The sequence below is a fragment of the Sulfobacillus thermosulfidooxidans genome (assembly GCF_001280565.1).
GTDB lineage: Bacteria > Bacillota > Sulfobacillia > Sulfobacillales > Sulfobacillaceae > Sulfobacillus > Sulfobacillus thermosulfidooxidans_A.
The window spans coordinates 1,209,656-1,226,784 of sequence record NZ_LGRO01000001.1 but is presented as its reverse complement, the minus strand read 5'-3'; the positions used below and the strand labels follow the sequence as shown (position 1 = coordinate 1,226,784).

At 49.2% G+C, this 17,129-nt stretch carries 12 protein-coding genes and 3 rRNA genes; 6 read left to right on the top strand and 9 right to left on the bottom strand.

Annotated elements, in window-relative coordinates:
- Window positions 1-31: 31 nt before the first annotated feature.
- Window positions 32-910 (top strand): DMT family transporter, encoded by an 879-nt coding sequence (locus AOA63_RS06230; protein ID WP_053958888.1) that lies wholly within the window; start codon window positions 32-34, stop codon window positions 908-910.
- 51 nt (window positions 911-961) lie between these two features.
- On the opposite strand, the gene rrf is transcribed toward AOA63_RS06230, so the two are convergent.
- The 6 genes from rrf to AOA63_RS06205 all read right to left on the bottom strand — a co-directional run bounded on the left by rrf (window position 962) and on the right by AOA63_RS06205 (window position 8,708).
- Window positions 962-1,077: ribosomal RNA gene (rrf, locus tag AOA63_RS20545) — 5S ribosomal RNA — on the bottom strand.
- Window positions 1,078-1,112: 35 nt separating this feature from the next.
- A 23S ribosomal RNA gene (locus tag AOA63_RS06225) occupies window positions 1,113-4,016 on the bottom strand.
- Window positions 4,017-4,101: 85 nt separating this feature from the next.
- Window positions 4,102-5,619 (bottom strand): 16S ribosomal RNA (locus tag AOA63_RS06220).
- The 16S, 23S and 5S rRNA genes sit together here, the layout of an rRNA operon.
- Before the next feature lie 364 nt (window positions 5,620-5,983).
- Window positions 5,984-7,417 (bottom strand): NCS1 family nucleobase:cation symporter-1, encoded by a 1,434-nt coding sequence (locus AOA63_RS06215; RefSeq protein ID WP_053958887.1) that lies wholly within the window; start codon window positions 7,415-7,417, stop codon window positions 5,984-5,986.
- A 172-nt stretch (window positions 7,418-7,589) separates the two neighbouring features.
- Complete coding sequence (locus AOA63_RS06210) at window positions 7,590-7,826, bottom strand: hypothetical protein (protein WP_139061508.1); 237 nt, start codon at window positions 7,824-7,826, stop codon at window positions 7,590-7,592.
- A gap of 177 nt (window positions 7,827-8,003) precedes the next feature.
- Window positions 8,004-8,708, bottom strand: a complete 705-nt coding sequence (locus tag AOA63_RS06205) for a uracil-DNA glycosylase (RefSeq protein WP_053958885.1) — start codon at window positions 8,706-8,708, stop codon at window positions 8,004-8,006.
- Between the two features lie 81 nt (window positions 8,709-8,789).
- Here AOA63_RS06205 and AOA63_RS06200 point away from each other — a divergent pair, with 81 nt between their 5' ends.
- Both AOA63_RS06200 and AOA63_RS06195 read left to right on the top strand, forming a co-directional pair.
- Window positions 8,790-9,566, top strand: coding sequence for a TatD family hydrolase (locus AOA63_RS06200; protein WP_053958884.1), 777 nt, complete (start codon window positions 8,790-8,792; stop codon window positions 9,564-9,566).
- Window positions 9,567-9,793: 227 nt separating this feature from the next.
- Window positions 9,794-10,375, top strand: a complete 582-nt coding sequence (locus tag AOA63_RS06195; RefSeq protein ID WP_053958883.1) for a DNA-3-methyladenine glycosylase I — start codon at window positions 9,794-9,796, stop codon at window positions 10,373-10,375.
- A 37-nt stretch (window positions 10,376-10,412) separates the two neighbouring features.
- On the opposite strand, the gene AOA63_RS06190 is transcribed toward AOA63_RS06195, so the two are convergent.
- Window positions 10,413-11,909, bottom strand: a complete 1,497-nt coding sequence (locus tag AOA63_RS06190; protein ID WP_053958882.1) for a hypothetical protein — start codon at window positions 11,907-11,909, stop codon at window positions 10,413-10,415.
- Window positions 11,910-12,412: 503 nt separating this feature from the next.
- On the opposite strand from AOA63_RS06190, the gene AOA63_RS06180 reads away from it, so the two are divergent.
- A complete protein-coding gene (locus AOA63_RS06180) occupies window positions 12,413-12,781 on the top strand; it encodes an SPW repeat domain-containing protein (RefSeq protein WP_082343786.1) in 369 nt (122 codons plus the stop codon).
- Window positions 12,782-12,912: 131 nt separating this feature from the next.
- Here AOA63_RS06180 and AOA63_RS06175 read toward each other — a convergent pair whose 3' ends face one another.
- A complete protein-coding gene (locus AOA63_RS06175) occupies window positions 12,913-14,151 on the bottom strand; it encodes an MFS transporter (RefSeq protein WP_053958880.1) in 1,239 nt (412 codons plus the stop codon).
- Between the two features lie 258 nt (window positions 14,152-14,409).
- On the opposite strand from AOA63_RS06175, the gene AOA63_RS06170 reads away from it, so the two are divergent.
- A complete protein-coding gene (locus tag AOA63_RS06170) occupies window positions 14,410-14,814 on the top strand; it encodes a hypothetical protein (RefSeq protein ID WP_053958879.1) in 405 nt (134 codons plus the stop codon).
- A gap of 142 nt (window positions 14,815-14,956) precedes the next feature.
- Window positions 14,957-16,408: a purine-cytosine permease family protein gene (locus tag AOA63_RS06165; protein ID WP_197648380.1), complete on the top strand. Its 1,452-nt coding sequence runs from the start codon at window positions 14,957-14,959 to the stop codon at window positions 16,406-16,408.
- Between the two features lie 84 nt (window positions 16,409-16,492).
- Here AOA63_RS06165 and AOA63_RS06160 read toward each other — a convergent pair whose 3' ends face one another.
- Window positions 16,493-16,768, bottom strand: a complete 276-nt coding sequence (locus AOA63_RS06160) for a hypothetical protein (RefSeq protein WP_053958878.1) — start codon at window positions 16,766-16,768, stop codon at window positions 16,493-16,495.
- Between the last annotated feature and the right edge of the window lie 361 nt (window positions 16,769-17,129).

Sequence of the window (17,129 nt, the reverse complement as noted above, 5' to 3'; positions counted from 1 at the left end):
ATCTGCGGGTCATATAAGGAGCGCTTGACTTTTGATTTCATCGAGAATTTGGGCTAATAGTATCTTGCTATTGGTGACGTTAATTTGGGGTGCCACATTTACCTTAACGAAAGCGGCTTTAACTAAAATCCCTGTCTTCCCTTATCTGACGATGCGTTTCTTGTTAGCGACTTTGGTCATGGGTGTGTTTGTTTTTTTGGATCGAGACCGTATAAAAAGTTTGCATAATCTTAAATTGTGGATGACTGGAACGTCATTGGGGGTTTTGCTGTTTTTGGGATATGCATTACAGACCTTGGGATTACAAACAATTGACCCGGCAGTTTCGGCCTTTTTGACGGGATTAAGTGTTATTTTGGTTCCTATTATGGCCATTTTCTTTTTACGCCAACACTCACAATGGCGAACATGGATTGCTGCTATGATCGCGACCGTCGGTTTAGGCTTTTTAAATGGGATTCACCAACTAGGCCACTTTTCTATAGGCACCGTCGAAACTTTAGCCTGCGCTATCTTCTTAGCCATGCAGATTGTCGCAGTGGATAAATGGGCTATTGACTATGATTCGATAAGTCTTACCACCATTGAACTCTTGACTGTGGCCTTATTAAGCTTCGTCATGTCCCTTCATGCTGGTCTTTATGGCTTTGGTTACGGCACATCGGGGGTAGTGCTCGTCGCAGTTATCGTCAATGGACTTTTGGGTACTGCGTTTGCTTATTGGGCACAATTACGTTTTCAACGTTTAACCTCGGCTTCCTATGTGGCCGTGATTTTTACCATGGAACCAGTTTTTGCCGCTGGAATTGCTTTTATTGCTTATCACGAGACGATGAGTCTTTCGGCACTTTTGGGTGCCGCTCTTATTCTCGCCAGTATGTTATTAGCTGAGGCTGTTCCTAATATCTAAACTTTATAAAAAAACAACCCGCTGATGGATATTCAGCGGGTTTAAATAAGCAGTCGGCACGACTGGGCCTCCCAGATCCCGACGGATCCAGTACCACCAGCGGCGGCGTGGGGGACGACCGTGTGCGAGATGGGAACGGGTCAACACACGCCACCTGAGGCACCGACAATACGTGGAGGGTCTCGGACCCTCACAACTTCACAGGAGAAAGATCTCGACCGATTAGTATGGTCTCGCTCCGCCCGTTACCGGGTGTCCACGGACCACCTATCTACCCACTGGTCGTGTGGGGGTCTCGTGGCGGACCCACAGGTCCGCCTCGGATACCTCATCTTGGGGTCGGTTTCGCGCTTAGATGCGGTCAGCGCTTCTCCGCTCCGAACCTAGCTTCCCAGCGCTGCATTGGGCAACACAACTGGGCACACCAGCGGTTCGTCCACTCCGGTCCTCTCGTACTAGGAGTCGCGCCCCTCAAGTATCCTGCGCTTACGACGGAGAGGGACCGAACTGTCTCACGACGTTCTGAACCCAGCTCACGTACCGCTTTAATTGGCGAACAGCCAAACCCTTGGGACCGACTTCAGCCCCAGGATGCGATGAGCCGACATCGAGGTGCCAAACCTTCCCGTCGATATGGACTCTTGGGGAAGATCAGCCTGTTATCCCCGGGGTAGCTTTTATCCGTTGCGCGATGGCCCTGCCACGCGGTGCCACCGGATCACTAAGCCCGCCTTTCGGCTCTGCTCGCGTTGTCACGCTCGCAGTCAAGCTCCCTTGTGCCTTTGCACGCCCTGCACGCTGTCCAACCGTGCTGAGGGAACCATGGGGCGCCTCCGTTACCCTTTAGGAGGCGACCGCCCCAGTCAAACTGCCCCCCTGCCACTGTCCCGCGCCGGGTGACGGCGGCGGTTAGATCGTGCACGCCGTGAGGGTGGTATCCCAAGGATGGCTCCCCCGCCGCTGACGCGGCGGCTTCTCCGCCTCCCACCTATCCTGTACACACGTCGCGCGCGTTCCATGGCAGGCTACAGTAAAGCTCCACGGGGTCTTTCTGTCCAGTCGTAAGTATCCTGCATCTTCACAGGACTTGCAATTTCACCGAGTCTCTCGTTGAGACAGTGCCCAAGTCGTTACGCCTTTCGTGCGGGTCGGAACTTACCCGACAAGGAATTTCGCTACCTTAGGACCGTTATAGTTACGGCCGCCGTTGACTGGGGCTTCGGGTCGGAGCTTGCACCCCTCACCTTAACCTTCCAGCACCGGGCAGGCGTCAGCCCCTATACGGCGTCTTACGACTTCGCAGGGACCTGTGTTTTTGGTAAACAGTCGCTTGGGCCGCTGTAGTGCCCCCGGCCGCGGGCGCGGCCGGGCCCCCTTCTCCCGAAGTTACGGGGGGAATTTGCCGAGTTCCTTAACGAGAGGTCACTCGCGCGCCTGAGGCTCCTCGCCTCGCCTACCTGTGTCGGTTTCGGGTACGGACACCCGATCACTCCAGTCGCACTTTTCTCGGTGGTCCGCCGAGCTCTCTTCCGTACTGTCTGTTCCGTCCCCCTTGCGGGACGCCCACCACCAACGGGGCGCAGACCCCCGCGGACCACGTCCTGCTTCCTTCGCCGTGATCGGCTGGTCACGGAATCTCCACCGTGTCTCCATCGACTACGCCTGAACGGCCTCGCCTTAGGCCCGACTAACCCGGAGCGGACGATCCTGCCTCCGGAACCCTGCGGCTTTCGGCGGGCCCGATTCTCACGGGCCTTTTCGCTACTCATACCGGCATTCGCACTCCGCCGCGGTCCACGCACGGTTCCCCGCACGCTTCGCCCCCCGGCGGACGCTCCCCTACCACCGGCCTCCCGTGGGAGGCCGATTCGCCGCTTCGGTAGACCACTTAGCCCCGCACATTCTCGGCGCCGCGCGACTGCGACCAGTGAGCTATTACGCACTCTTTCAAGGATGGCTGCTTCTAAGCCAACCTCCTGGCTGTCTCGATCACGCGACGACCTTTGCCACTCAGTGGTCATTTGGGGACCTTAGCGGACGATCTGGGCTCTTACCCTTTTGACCTTGGAGCTTATCCCCCAACGTCTGACTCTCTCCCGCCTACCGACGACTTTGTCGTTTGCGAACAGGCAGTAATCCTTCACGGACCCCTTCCATTCACAGAGCGCTACCCCGTCGGTATTGGTCGGGGAGGCTCGCCCTCAAGCGATTTCGGGGAGAACCAGCTATCTCCGTGTTCGATTGGCATTTCACCCCTAGCCGCCGCTCCTCCCAGCCCTTTTCAACGGACACGGGTGCGGCCCTTCATCCCGGCTTAAGGGGATTGCAGCCTGGCGCCGGCTAGATCACACGGTTTCGGGTCGACCGGCGGCCACTGGCCGCCCTCTTCAGACTCGCTTGCGCTCCGGCTCCCGACCTCCCGGTCGTTAACCTCGCGGCCTGCCGGTCACTCGCCGGTTCATTCTTCAATAGGCACGCCATCATGAGGCGAACCCCACTCTGACGGCTTGACAGCACACGGTTTCAGGATCTCTTTCACTCCCCTCCCGGGGGGCTTTTCACCGTTCCCTCACGGTACTTTCCACTATCGGTGACGGATGGTCGGGAGTCTTGGGCGGTGGGCCGCCCGGCTTCCCACGGTCTTCCACGAGGACCGTGGTACTCTGGAACCTGTCCCGGCCTCCGGACCTCTGCTCCGACGGGGCTCTCACCCGCTCGGGCGCTGCATTCCAACAGCTTCGGATCAAGGCCGGAGGGCCGGTGTCGGTCGACATACGCCGACAAGACAGGCCCGCAACCCGTGCGCCGCGCCGGTATGTCCGGTCACGCGGTGCACGTTTGGACTCGTCCCGGTTCGCTCGCCGCTACTACGGGATTCGCTGACGCTTTCTCGACGCAGGTACTGAGATGTTTCAGTTCCCCGCTTTGGACTCGGTTTCGCCCTGTGGCGAACCGTCCAGACCTGCCGGTCTGGGGGTTTCCCCATTCGGTAACCCTCGGATCGTTGCGTGCGACGCCGCTCCCCGAGGCCTTTCGTGGCGTGCCACGACCTTCTTCGCCCCATCCGCACCCGAGGCATCCCCCGTGTGCTGGTTGTCTCTTTCTCCTGTAAAGTTGTCAAGGTCCGCCGGCCGCGGCGCGAACGCCGCCGTCGGTCCTCGGAAACCATATCGTCATGGGAAGCTCCCTAGAAAGGAGGTGATCCAGCCGCACCTTCCGATACGGCTACCTTGTTACGACTTCACCCCAATCACCGACCCCACCGTCGACGGGACCCTCCGCGGTTGCGGTTGGATCGCCCGGCTTCGGGTGTGGCCGACTCTCGTGGTGTGACGGGCGGTGTGTACAAGGCCCGGGAACGAATTCACCGCCCCATGCTGATGGGCGATTACTAGCAATTCCGGCTTCATGCAGGCGAGTTGCAGCCTGCAATCCGAACTGAGATCCCGTTTGAAGGATTGGCTCCGGCTCGCGCCGTCGCATCCCGTTGTCGGGACCATTGTAGCACGTGTGTAGCCCAGAACATCAAGGCCATGCGGATTTGACGTCATCCCCACCTTCCTCCGGTTTGTCACCGGCAGTCTCGTGTGAGTGCCCGGCCGCACCGCTGGCAACACACGACAAGGGTTGCGCTCGTTGCGGGACTTAACCCAACATCTCACGACACGAGCTGACGACAACCATGCAGCACCTGCGCGCGCTCCCCGAAGGGCCCGCCGCTTTCGCGGCGCTCACGCGCGTGTCCAGTCCTGGTAAGGTTCTGCGCGTTGCGTCGAATTAAACCACATGCTCCACTGCTTGTGCGGGCCCCCGTCAATTCCTTTGAGTTTCAACCTTGCGGCCGTACTCCCCAGGCGGGGTACTTAGTGCGTTAGCTCCGGCACCGCCCGGTGGACCCGGGCGACACCTAGTACCCATCGTTTACGGCGTGGACTACCGGGGTATCTAATCCCGTTCGCTCCCCACGCTGTCGCGCCTCAGCGTCAGGGCCAGGCCAGTGCGCCGCCTTCGCCACGGGTGTTCTTCCTGATCTCTACGCATTTCACCGCTCCACCAGGAATTCCACGCACCTCTCCTGCCCTCCAGCGCGACCGTTTAGCCGCCCTCCTCCGGGTGAGCCGGAGGCTTAAAACCGCTACGTATCGCACCGCCTACACGCCCTTTACGCCCAGTAATTCCGGACAACGCTTGCCCCCTACGTCTTACCGCGGCTGCTGGCACGTAGTTTGCAGGGGCTTCCTCCGTCGGTACCGGCTCCCCGGCCCTCGCGGGCCGGTCTTCGTCCCGACAGACAGAGCTTTACAACCCGAAGGCCGTCTTCACTCACGCGGCGTTGCTCCATCAGGCTTGCGCCCATTGTGGAAGATTCCCTACTGCTGCCTCCCGTAGGAGTCTGGGCCGTGTCTCAGTCCCAGTGTGGCCGTTCACCCTCTCAGGCCGGCTACCCATCGTCGCCTTGGGAGGCCGTTACCCCCCCAACTAGCTAATGGGCCGCGAGCTCCCCTGTGAGCGCCTGTTGCCAAGCTTTCTTCCGGTTCCCCGGAACGTATGCGGGATTGCCGCGCCTTTCGGCCCGATATCCCCCACTCACAGCCCGATGACTCACGTGTTCCTCACCCGTCCGCCGCTGACCCGAAGGTCCGCTCGACTTGCATGTATTACGCACGCCGCCAGCGTTCGTCCTGAGCCAGGATCAAACTCTCCATGACTCGTTTATCTGCTGACATCATTGATGCTGTCTAATCTCATCTTCACCATGACGATATAGTTTTCAAGGACCGACTACCCGAGGCCTTCACCTCGTGGCCGTGCTGCCCTGTCGGACAGCTTTGATATAATAACACCGCCTCAACCATGCTGTCTATATCTAAAAATTCACCAAAACAAAGTGATTCTCCCGAATAAAGCTATTTACAAGCAAATGTTAGTCATATGCGCCAAATTGCTCAAAATTGATTACTGATTCTCGCTTTCAACATATCCAACTTCGCTTGTCTTCATACCCATGACTAACAAATTCAAAAAAAATCCCGCAACCATCGGTCGCGAGATTTCTCACACATGCCACACGGGTCAATTCGATGCCATAGACGAACCATAATGGCTATACATCAATATTAAGTAAACAATAAAAGCCACAATAAATCCGACAAACCATGAATAATTAAAGAGCCAACTCAATGACGGTACCACCTTACCAATCAGAGAAACGATAATTCCTGCAACTAAAGCCCAAATAGCTCGAGGATTGTAGCCTTTTAGATAAAAATATTGACCGTGATGCTCATAAAGTTCCTTCACATTAAGTTGTCTATGACGGAACACCCAATAATCTGCAATCAGGATAGCGGCGATCGGACCAAGAAATCCCGAATACACATTTAACCACGTAAAAATATAAATATGTGGATTCGAGATGAGTAACCATGGAGCCATGAGTATTCCCAAAATACCAGTGATAAGGCCACCTCGTGCAAATGTCAAATGCCGCGGAAATAATTGAATTAAATCATAAGCAGGTGACACAATGTTCGCCGCGACATTGACCGATAACGTGGCCACGACCACAGCTCCTAACGAAATGACCAAAATCCATACATTATGAAAATGACCTAAGAGTGTAATGGGATCGGAAATGGCATGATGAAACACCACAATCGTCGCCGATGTGACGAGAACACCAATCCCCGAAAATATGGTCATGGTTAACGGGAGTCCTAGTGCCTGACCCCATTCTTGAGCTTTTTGACTCTTAGCAAAGCGGGTAAAATCCGGAATATTGAGAGATAAAGTGGCCCAAAATCCGACGACACTGGTTAACGCGGGAATTTCCACGGCCCAAAATGCCGCACCATGCACTTTTGCTGGTGCTTGCAGCAACGGTCCAAAGCCATGAGCAGCTGATACAGCCCAAATTAACAGACCAACACCCAATAATAAGACGAGAGGACCAGCCCATGCTTCAAACCGTTTAACCGCTTGAATACCGTGATAAATAATCCATACGTTAAGAAACCAAAATAATAAAAAGCTAATCCATCCACCCAAATTCATTCCCAGAAATGTTCCTGTGTTAGAAAAGTGATTCCAATCAGGAACGATGAGTAAGAGAAAAGTTTGGATGGCCTGTCCTCCAATAGCAGTTTCTATTCCGAACCATCCGGCCCCAACCAAAGCTCTCAAAACAGCTGGAATACCTGCACCGATAACGCCAAAAGACGCTCGCGCCAAAACAGGAAAAGGAATACCATATTTGGTCCCAGGGTGAGCATTTAATAGAATGGGGATTAAAACAATTAAGTTTCCAATAAGAACGGTTAAAATCGCTTGCCACCAACTAAGACCCAGAACGATAAATCCACCAGCCATAAGATACGTAGGAATATTATGCGCCATGCCGATCCATAAGCTGAGATAGTTATACAGTGACCATTGTCGTTGCGCGGGAGTTGTGGGGGCAATGTCTCGATTAATATATGTCAGGTCGTCATTTGCTTGAGAAACCATTACGGTGTAGGCATCCTCCTTCAATACCACTGTCGCATAGATGAGCGCAATATACACATGCGGACATAGTATGTCCCAAAACATCATACGCGAAGTCAAGGAGGATGCCTATGGGTGGTTTTTAATCTAATTTTGTCTGGAACAACTTGGCCAAATTTAGAAGTCTTTGACTTTATGAGACCTGATGACGTCGAAATCGAGGATAGAGAACTGTATGATGACGAGAACGGGTTGGGATCCCTCTCAACCCTTTTTGTTCTTGTATATACGTATTAAGAGCCGTCACAGCCGCAGTTAATTCGGCGTTGGCTTGCTCTTGATGCAAAGTGTCTGCCCAATCCCATTGTTCCCATGCAAGTTGATAACGCGCCAATAACCGTTCAAATTCACTAAAGTTATCCACCATCATTCACCCTCCTACCTTATAGAAGTTGTGCATAACGCCACATAGGGTTAAGGTGTTAAAAAGTTAGCAGTGAACGCACGCAAAGCATGGATTGTATTGCCAATAATTATCATCATACTATCATAAATTGACAAACAAATTAGATTTTTATTTGTGCATAGTGCTTATATTATTGGGTTTTCAATAACAACGGGCTTGGTCATGTAAAATGTTTTGCGCTCGTTGAAAAATCTCTAGAAACATGTCGCGGGTTAATTTTTTCGTCTGCGTATTTTGGCGGCTAGGATGATAAGACATTAACAAAGTAAGCGTGTGAGAATTAATCGTCAAAGTTTCTTGTTTTCCATGAGTAAAGCTGAGTGCATGGGTGTTTATGCCGCGATTATTAAGATATCGGCGAAAAGCTTCAAAAGCAAAGCGGCCGAGAACTATTACGATTCGAGGTTTAAGAACGTCCAGCTCTTCAACCAAAAAGTGAAAACAATTGGCAGCTTCTTGGCGCGTAGGTTTATTTTGTGGTGGCGCACAACGCACTGCAGCCGTGATATACACATGGTTTAGCACCAATCCATCATCTTTATGTTCGCTTGTTCTTTGATTGGCAAATCCTGTCTCATATAAGGCATTGATTAGCCAACTTGCCGAATCATCCCCCGTAAACATACGACCAGTACGGTTGCCACCATGAGCAGCAGGGGCAAGACCAATAATGACGACTTGAGCATGAGGATCGCCAAATCCAGCTAGTGGCTTCCCCCAATACTCTTGATCGCGAAACCGCTTGATCTTTTGGGTGGCGACCTGTTCTCGCCAATGGACAAGACGAGGACATTGACGGCACATAATCGTAGCTTGTTGAATCTGAAGCAGTTCGCTATCGTCCATCTCAAAAATCCTTCCTTGTTCAATAAATTTTCAGTGGATTATGTTCTGAATCTCCTACAATAAATATGCCATAATGCAGTTATGGAAATTTGGGATACACATGTACATGTAGAACAAATTCATTATCTCAAAGATGTCGGACAACGCGCGGTCGACCGCGGTGTCACGCACTGGGTACTTGTTGCAACAGGGCCTAAAGCCTATTACCAGCAATCGCAAAGCCTTAAAATCCTGGCGCCACTTGGTTTACGTTTTTTACGCAGTATTGGATTGCATCCCGAGTATCCTTATTCGCTAAATGATATTCAAGAAGTTGCTCATCTTCTTGAGCAAGAACCCATTGCTGCTATAGGCGAAATAGGGTTGCCAACTTACCGATTTTTAACACGGCAGGAATTCAACCGGAATTGGGACGGGCTATATATTCAGCTGGGATGGGCAGAACGCAAAAATCTTCCGGTCATTATTCATGCTGTTCATGCCAGCACTGAACCAATGCTAAGGATTTTAGAAGAGTTCCCTAATTTGCATCGCGTTGTCTTTCACTGGCTGAAAGCGCCTAAAGAAATTATCATAGAAATTGTGCATCGCCAATATTTTGTTGGCGTGACTCCGGATATGATTTGGCGTCAGCGGGATCAATTCTTATGGTCGTTGCTTCCCCCTACGCGTATCGTACTCGAGACAGACAGTCCGTGGCCTCATCATCCTGACAAATCAGTCAGTGAACCAAAAGACATTGCCGAACTGGTCCATTACTTAAATCACACTTTTCCTTATCGGCACGACTGGGCATGGCAAACAACTTTAAATGCCCGTAGGTTATTTAACCTGGAACTGCCAGATCACACATCATAAGTGGGCAAATAACCACTAACGCTACTCTCAACACGCTCTTTCATTGAACAATTAAAATCATTTAGTATGTTATCGGTGCGAAGGGACCTGGAAATGGTCCATGATTCACTAATCCACGCACAAAATGGTGATATACGTTCGCCTAAGGTCAGAGTCTGCCACGACGGAGTATTCGGCGGTAAGAAGGCGCAAGTATATAGGTACTTGAGATTAGGAGAGGGTTATCGATGGCAGACTGTCGTTGGGCCAAAAAGGATCCCTTATATCAAGCGTATCATGATGATGAATGGGGGGTTCCGGTTACAAATGATAACAAACTATTTGAAATGCTAGTGTTGGAGAGTATGCAAGCCGGATTAAGTTGGCTGATCGTGCTCAAAAAACGCAAGGAATTTCGGCGAGCCTTTGGTGATTTTATCCCTGAACTTGTCGCCCAATTTAATCATACTGATATGGAACGATTATTATCGAACCCGCTGTTAATTCGTAACCGGTTAAAAATGCAAGCGGCAATCAATAATGCGAAGGCTTTTATACGGGTCCAAGCGGAATGGGGATCGTTTGCTAAATATTTATGGTCATTTGTTCACTACATTCCAGAAATTCATCAATATGCGTCGTGTGATCAAATACCCCCTTATTCATCACTGTCCAACCGCTTGAGTCGCGATTTAAAACGCCGGGGATTTCAATTTGTGGGGCCTACAGTGTGTTATTCTTATTGTCAAGCTGTTGGTGTGGTGATGGATCACATCACCAGTTGTGATCGCTATTCCGTGCTCAGTCATCCCAAGACTCTTCATGTGTGAAGATGTGTCATGTGACCCATCGCTGGTTAATTGGCTTCTAGTGCCCTTCGGGCTTAAGAATAGAAGTCGCGATGTCAGGTGAGTCAGAGGATCGCGTTCGCCACCAGGCAAAAATCATAAATGACATGCCCAATACTAAGAGTCCGAGACCGGCAAGACCAGGAGAAAATATTTTGTATTCTGCCTTAATCAAGAGTATGGCGAATAAAAGCCAAAGTCCTGTCCCTGCGAATGCAGAGCCATATTGATGCTGCGTCAACAAACGGGAAAGTGCGAGAATAATAAAGCTGGTTGTGGCGGCGGTCCACATTGGATTAATGCCCCAGACAAAATGTGTCACAGAAAAATCTGTCCACGCATTAAAACCCAATCCCACGCCAATACCGCCTATAATCGCTATTGTCACAGCGGTGGGATTTAAATCATCCCATAGAATAACAGCCATTGTTGGCCCGACAACCGCGGCATTACGAAGAGTCAGGCCAAACACACGCCACCATGCAATATTATCAGGGCGCATCGTGGTATATAACACCATTAATATGGCTTCGATAATTAGGGCCCAGCGAAGCGTGCGCACACTGCGGGAACGGTTGATGACATCGCTGCCAACGCTAATTGCTCCTGAAAAAAGTAATGGTCCACACCAAGTGAGGGCCAAGGCCCATACACCTAAGCTGAAAATCACATCAAAACCTGATGAACTACCTCGGAGTATAAGATTAAAAAATGCCATTAAACCGTCTTGGTTTGAATACCCCATTAATATGCGGGCTTGAATGCCTAGCCAAACGCTAATGATGGTAATTAATATGAGTAAGGCCGTTGATAACCAAATGGCGCGTTGGCCAGCGAGACGCGTTTTCGATGCTGCCACGGTTTGAATTTCTGCTTGAGCGGAGAACACGTTTAAAATATTCATGCCAAACCAAACCCAAATGGTCCCATGGCTAATTCCGAAGAGATGCCAAAATGTCGGCCTCGGAATATCAAGAAATGGCCCGTGATGGTGACGAACCTGTTGGGCAAGTTTTATGCCAGCTAATATGAGCGAGATAATAACCATCGCTAAATTCATGCCTTGTGTCTTGGCTAGGGACATTATGCCGGCAAATTGGATATAGGCTACCAATGACGCGGTCGTAATCAATAGTGTCACCCAAAGCGGCCAGTGCAGCAAGATATGCACGAGAGCTCCGGCGGCCAAGGCATTGGACAATGCAAAAATAGGAAAGGTTATCCCAATAACGATGCCGGTTAAACGTCGGACAGTGCCCCCAAATCGTTGTCCTAACAAATCGCTGTTGGAAACGTAATGATGGCGGAGAAACCACGGAATTAATAGAGAAACCAAGAGGGACATTAGACCAACACTAATCCCATACCAGATGGCTCCCACGCCCCAGCGGTATGCCGTGTCAATCTCGACGACAATCACGGACGAGCTCCATAAAGCGGTAACCATGAGAAAGATTGTCCATGATCCAAGCTGCCGATTGCCTTCTCGAAATGCCTCAATAGGGATGGTCTTCATATCGCTTCGCCGAGTTATTAGGATTAAGAAACCCGTGTAAAGAAGGAAACTGCTGAGAACAGCCAATTGTACATGCCCCTCAATTCCTGTGCAATGCCTTTATTGGCATAGAGTTTCCGTGGTGTTAAAAAATATGCATCACTTCCTCCCTCTCTGCTCTGAACGCCTTTAAAGGCAACTCGTGACGTTCTTGATATTCCTTGGATTGGGAAATCCACATTGGCTTAAAAACATGTTGTTTGGAAAAGACACGTGTCGTGACTTTTAACGGCAATGGTCCGGTCCTCTCATTGAAAAAAAAACAAAAAAATCCCGTTTTAATGCGAAATACCGATGTTTTTCTTAATTTTTTGTTGTCTTTGACTTTATTTACCTTTTATTGCCGTTTATCAAATTTTTCCATGCCGTATTCTTATGATAAATACAAGTTAGGGCGAAAGCCCTGAACCTCGTTCTCTTCGAATCATTAAAACCGATTGATTAAGGGTAAGGAGGTGGAGATTATGACCTGGCGAAACATCGTTATGGCGGTTGTTGGTGCTTGGTTCATGATTTCAGCGTGGGCCCTTAATCCCATGCACTCCAGCGCCTATACTACCACCGCAATTATTTTAGGACTTTTCATTTTGGCAGGAAGCTTGTGGGCATTGCGTACCACTGCAGGCATGATATGGCGCTATTACCTACTCGCATTGATGGGTTTGTATATGGGTTTGACGCCCTTCTTTTACCACTTTGAGCGATTTGTTGGCGCCTTATGGATTACGATGGTAATGGGGTTCGTGGTTTTGGCGGTTGGACTTTGGCAAATTTTTGCCATCCGTCACGCATCAGGCGAACATGAACAACCTGGGCGACATCACGTGGCATAATCATTTACACATGCCAAGGCCTTAACGCCCTATAAAACAAGCAAGAGCGTTCACGATTATGACCGTGAACGCTCTTGCTTATGAATGGGAATAATAAGTTTTTAGATTTTGGGGCGTAGTCGTCAGTGAGGCTATTTGAAAGCACGCTGGGATGTAGATGATTCTGTCACATGATTGAAGGGAATTAATACCGTTGCAGAGACAATGAATACTCCTAATACAGCCCATGAATAAAATGTGGTGATTACTCCATAATGATTTGCCACCACTCCAGCAAGTAGCGTACCGAGTCCTGCACCGGTAATTAAAAATAAACCTCGTAAAGACATCACTCGTCCCAACAAATGTTTTGGTGTATATGTTTGAATCCATTCAGAAATGGCGCGTGATGCCACCGCATTAGCGATTCCGGCTAGGACTAAGATAACCATAGCAATCGCAATAAAATGCCACGTTCCTAACGCGAAAAATGCTAAGGACAAGCCAGAAAATCCGATAATGATTCGCCCTTTGGAGGTTAATTGCTGCACTTTGGGAGTACCGATTAGGCGTCCGCCTAGCCATTGTCCTATGGCTATCGCTAACAAAGCCCACCCATATCGAGCGGTCGGCTGATGCCACACCCGGCGCATGGCGGGGGCGGTTAACACATTGGCACCAAACACCAGAGCTGCTCCAAAAAAGCTAATGACAGTTAATAACGACAACGTGCGGTTGGCTTGAAAAGCGATAAAAGCTTCACGATATTGTTGTTGTGTGGATGTCGCCATAGCGGAGGGATCTTCATGAGGTAGCCATGATGCTTTGTCTACTGAAATGGTACCAATACGCACTGCGGAAAGAATAAATAATATGGCAGCCAGTGCAAATATCCATGGAATAGTATTCGATTTGACAAAGCCCACACTCACGATAATATAAGCAGCTGCACTAGCTAATGATTCCCATTGTTGAATGAGACTTATCATGCCTTTTAGGTGACTGCCTGATAAGACAGGAGTCATCGCTTGAAATGCACTGTTATAAAGAGCCGCCACTCCAAACAACAAAAAATATCCAATGGTGTCGCCGACTAATGACGGAATGATCGCAATAGCGAGCACAATGACCGCACGCAAAATATCTCCCCAAATCAAGACTACGCGACGGGATACACGATCAATCCACGCTGTGCTTGTTAAATGACTGACAATGCCCGCCCACCAGGGCATTGAGAGCACCAGACCCAGAGCCGCTGGACTATGGGTTCTATGAAGAATTAACAGGGCGATAGCCACTTCGATCATGGCATCACCACCGGCAGCCAATGAACGAGCTTGTGCTAGTTCACGAGCTTGTCGAGGTACAGGTGATGAAGCGGGTTTGGACATTTAGAGACTCTCCTCCTATTCTTTACCAATATGAATTATGCATAGCATGACAGGTTGTGTCATTCAGATTTTGTCGAAAAATCTTGAACATCCCGATGTTTTGTCTTCTAATTACAGAAATTGCGCTCTTTAAGCATCAAGCCTCGATGCTTGTGCAGATTCGAGACAACCTCCGGGAAAATTAATCGTAGAGATAATAATAGGCACGGCACCAAAAACACGTTAATCTACTCTATATGAAAGAGAGGAAGTGACGGGATGCTCCTCCTACAAATTCTCATGATTCTTCAAGGAGTCTATGCCGTTAACCGGCTTGTCCGTCTACATTTTCAAGGTGACTGGCCGTACCGGTGGCAATCATCCAGTATAGAAGGATGGGCGTGGCTTAAAAAATGGCAAAATGTATACCGTACTGTTTATACATTTTACAGTATGTTATTAGGTCAGACGATTTTATGGCTTATTCTTTTAAAAAACCTTTCGCCGTCCACATTAAATCTATGGCTTCTTCTGAGTTTGGGCATGTTTGTCGTTATCTTCGTCATATTGTCCCGGCATATGCAAGTTTTGGTTCGGCAAATCTTTGAACATCCCATAGTACCCCCTCCCTCTTTTGACGTACTTTATCGGTTTCTCATTCATCCTCCTGCTATCGATCAGTAAAACAAACGGGTTATTGGCAAAAAAATTGGATACGGTTCCAAAAATGTAAGACTTTTAATCGGATGCATCTAATATATGTTAGAATTTTGAATGACACCGCGTAATTATGTTAAAAACAATAATGAGAAAAGGGGGAGATGGGGTGGCATCTGATCCAATGATTCAAAATGATCAGGCGTTTCAGATTGAGACCGAAGGCATCGGCATTATTGCGCCGAATAAACGCCATGGTACACCCAAAGAACTGTTTTTTGTGTGGTTTGCTGCTGTTTTAACTTTCACTGGAGTGATTATCGGACAGTTATTCACTGCCCTTGGTCTCAATGTATGGGAATCCCTCGTTGCTGCTGTTTTATGTTCGATTTCCTTTGCTATTTTAGGTTGGGCTTCAGCCACTGGGCCAAAATCAGGTACTGTCACTCTGACAACCTCTCGGGCGGCATTTGGTGTCAAAGGCAATGTCGTTCCCGCGTTTTTTAGTTGGCTTTCGGCCGTTGGTTGGGAAGCAGTAACCATGGTTTTGACGGTCTATGCCTTGTTGAGCTTGTCACAAATCATGGGAGGCCCCGGTTCCGGGACTGTACCAACCATTATTGCCCTGATCGTCGCCATTGCGTTGACCTATATTGTGCCTTTATTTGGTCATGCGACCGTTGTGCTCATGCAGCGGATTCTTGCCTATGCCTTAGCCGTCAGTGGAGTGTTATTACTTATCGGTGTAATTCCCCATGTAAATTGGGGCTTTTCCCCCTCCGTGAAATCTATGGCTGCCGATGGACCATTCCCCACTTTTGTTCTTGCCCTATCTATTGGATTAATTTCGACTGTGTGGGGCTGGACCAATTTTGCTGCCGATTACTCCAGGTATTTACCGAAAGACACGTCATCCAAAAAAATTGTTTGGTTCACATTTTTAGGCGGAGGTGTTGCATCATTTATTGTGATGACATTAGGCATTTTGTTGGGAACCTTTATCAATGCCAAAGCCTATGCACAAAATCCTGTCCTAGCAATCACGCATGCAGTGCCGACTTGGGCAGTTGTTCCTTTTCTCGTTGTCGTGATTCTTGGCGATGTCACCGCAAATTATTTGAATTCGTATAGTTCAGGAATGAGTTTCTTGTCCATGGGTATTCGGATGAAGCGGTATGTTGCTGTTATCGTAGATGCGGCCATCTGCACACTTATTGCATTATATGCGTTATTTATTTCACCAGGCTTCGTGAACTTTTTTGAGAACTTTTTAAGTCTCAATATTTTGGTCATTGGACCGTGGACGGCCATTTATCTTGTTTACTATTGGATGTACAAGGGCCAATATCACAGCGCCGATCTCGTGGATTCTTCACCCCGTAGTGCGTATTGGTATAGTGGAGGCGTGAATTGGCGGGCTTTGATTGCCTTATTTGTGGGGGCTTTCGCCACTTTTTGGACCGTTAACTCGGCTTTGTGGGTCAGCCCTTTGTCAACGCATTGGTTTGGGGGCGCAGATTTAAGCGCATATTTCGGACCAGTTTTCACGGGATTGCTTTTCTTTATCCTTATGCGGAATTCTTCCCAAGAACTATCAGTGATGCAAGCTAAGGCGCAATAGATATTCTTCTTAGTGAGGTTGCGATAAATTATGGCTTCAGCTCATTATGACGGGCTGAAGCCACTTTGATGAGTTGGGGGGTGACTAAGGAACATCGGGATAATAATGATTCCGCAACAGAATAATCCAATAATGCATAAACCGTCGATTCGCATAATACCGCTGTGAGGGCGTAAGATCATCGCCGTTGAGATATGTTCGCCACCACTCTAAATGTTTTTCGACAAGACCGTAAATAGAGGGACGGTGCTTTGTTCGCTTGCAATGCCATGATTGGGGACGAGCGCGTTTAAGGCACGTTAAAATGTATTGATAGCCTGACAGTGAAATACGGTGATGACGATGCGGAGTCGGTTTCATTATCGTTAGCGGCGCCCACAATGGCGCTTTTCATGGGACTGGTCTCGATTTTGGGGTTTCACGATTCCAACAGCCTCCTCGACATGCCATGAAATGTCATCCTCATTATGCCCCTTCGCATGGACCTGATGCGTTAAGGCTCAAGCATTGTAGGTGGGACTTGCACTTTTTTCTTCCGGCCGTTTTGCATGGTCCTGGACTTATAGAATTTGTAAGAGAATCATAAGACAGGACCTCGCATGAATTTCAGCCTCCACGCATTCCTTGGCTTGATTTGTGCATCTTTAATGGGAAATCTAGCAGGAATGTTTGGGCATCATCACGAAGCTATACAAGACATATTTACAGATAAGCGACACAT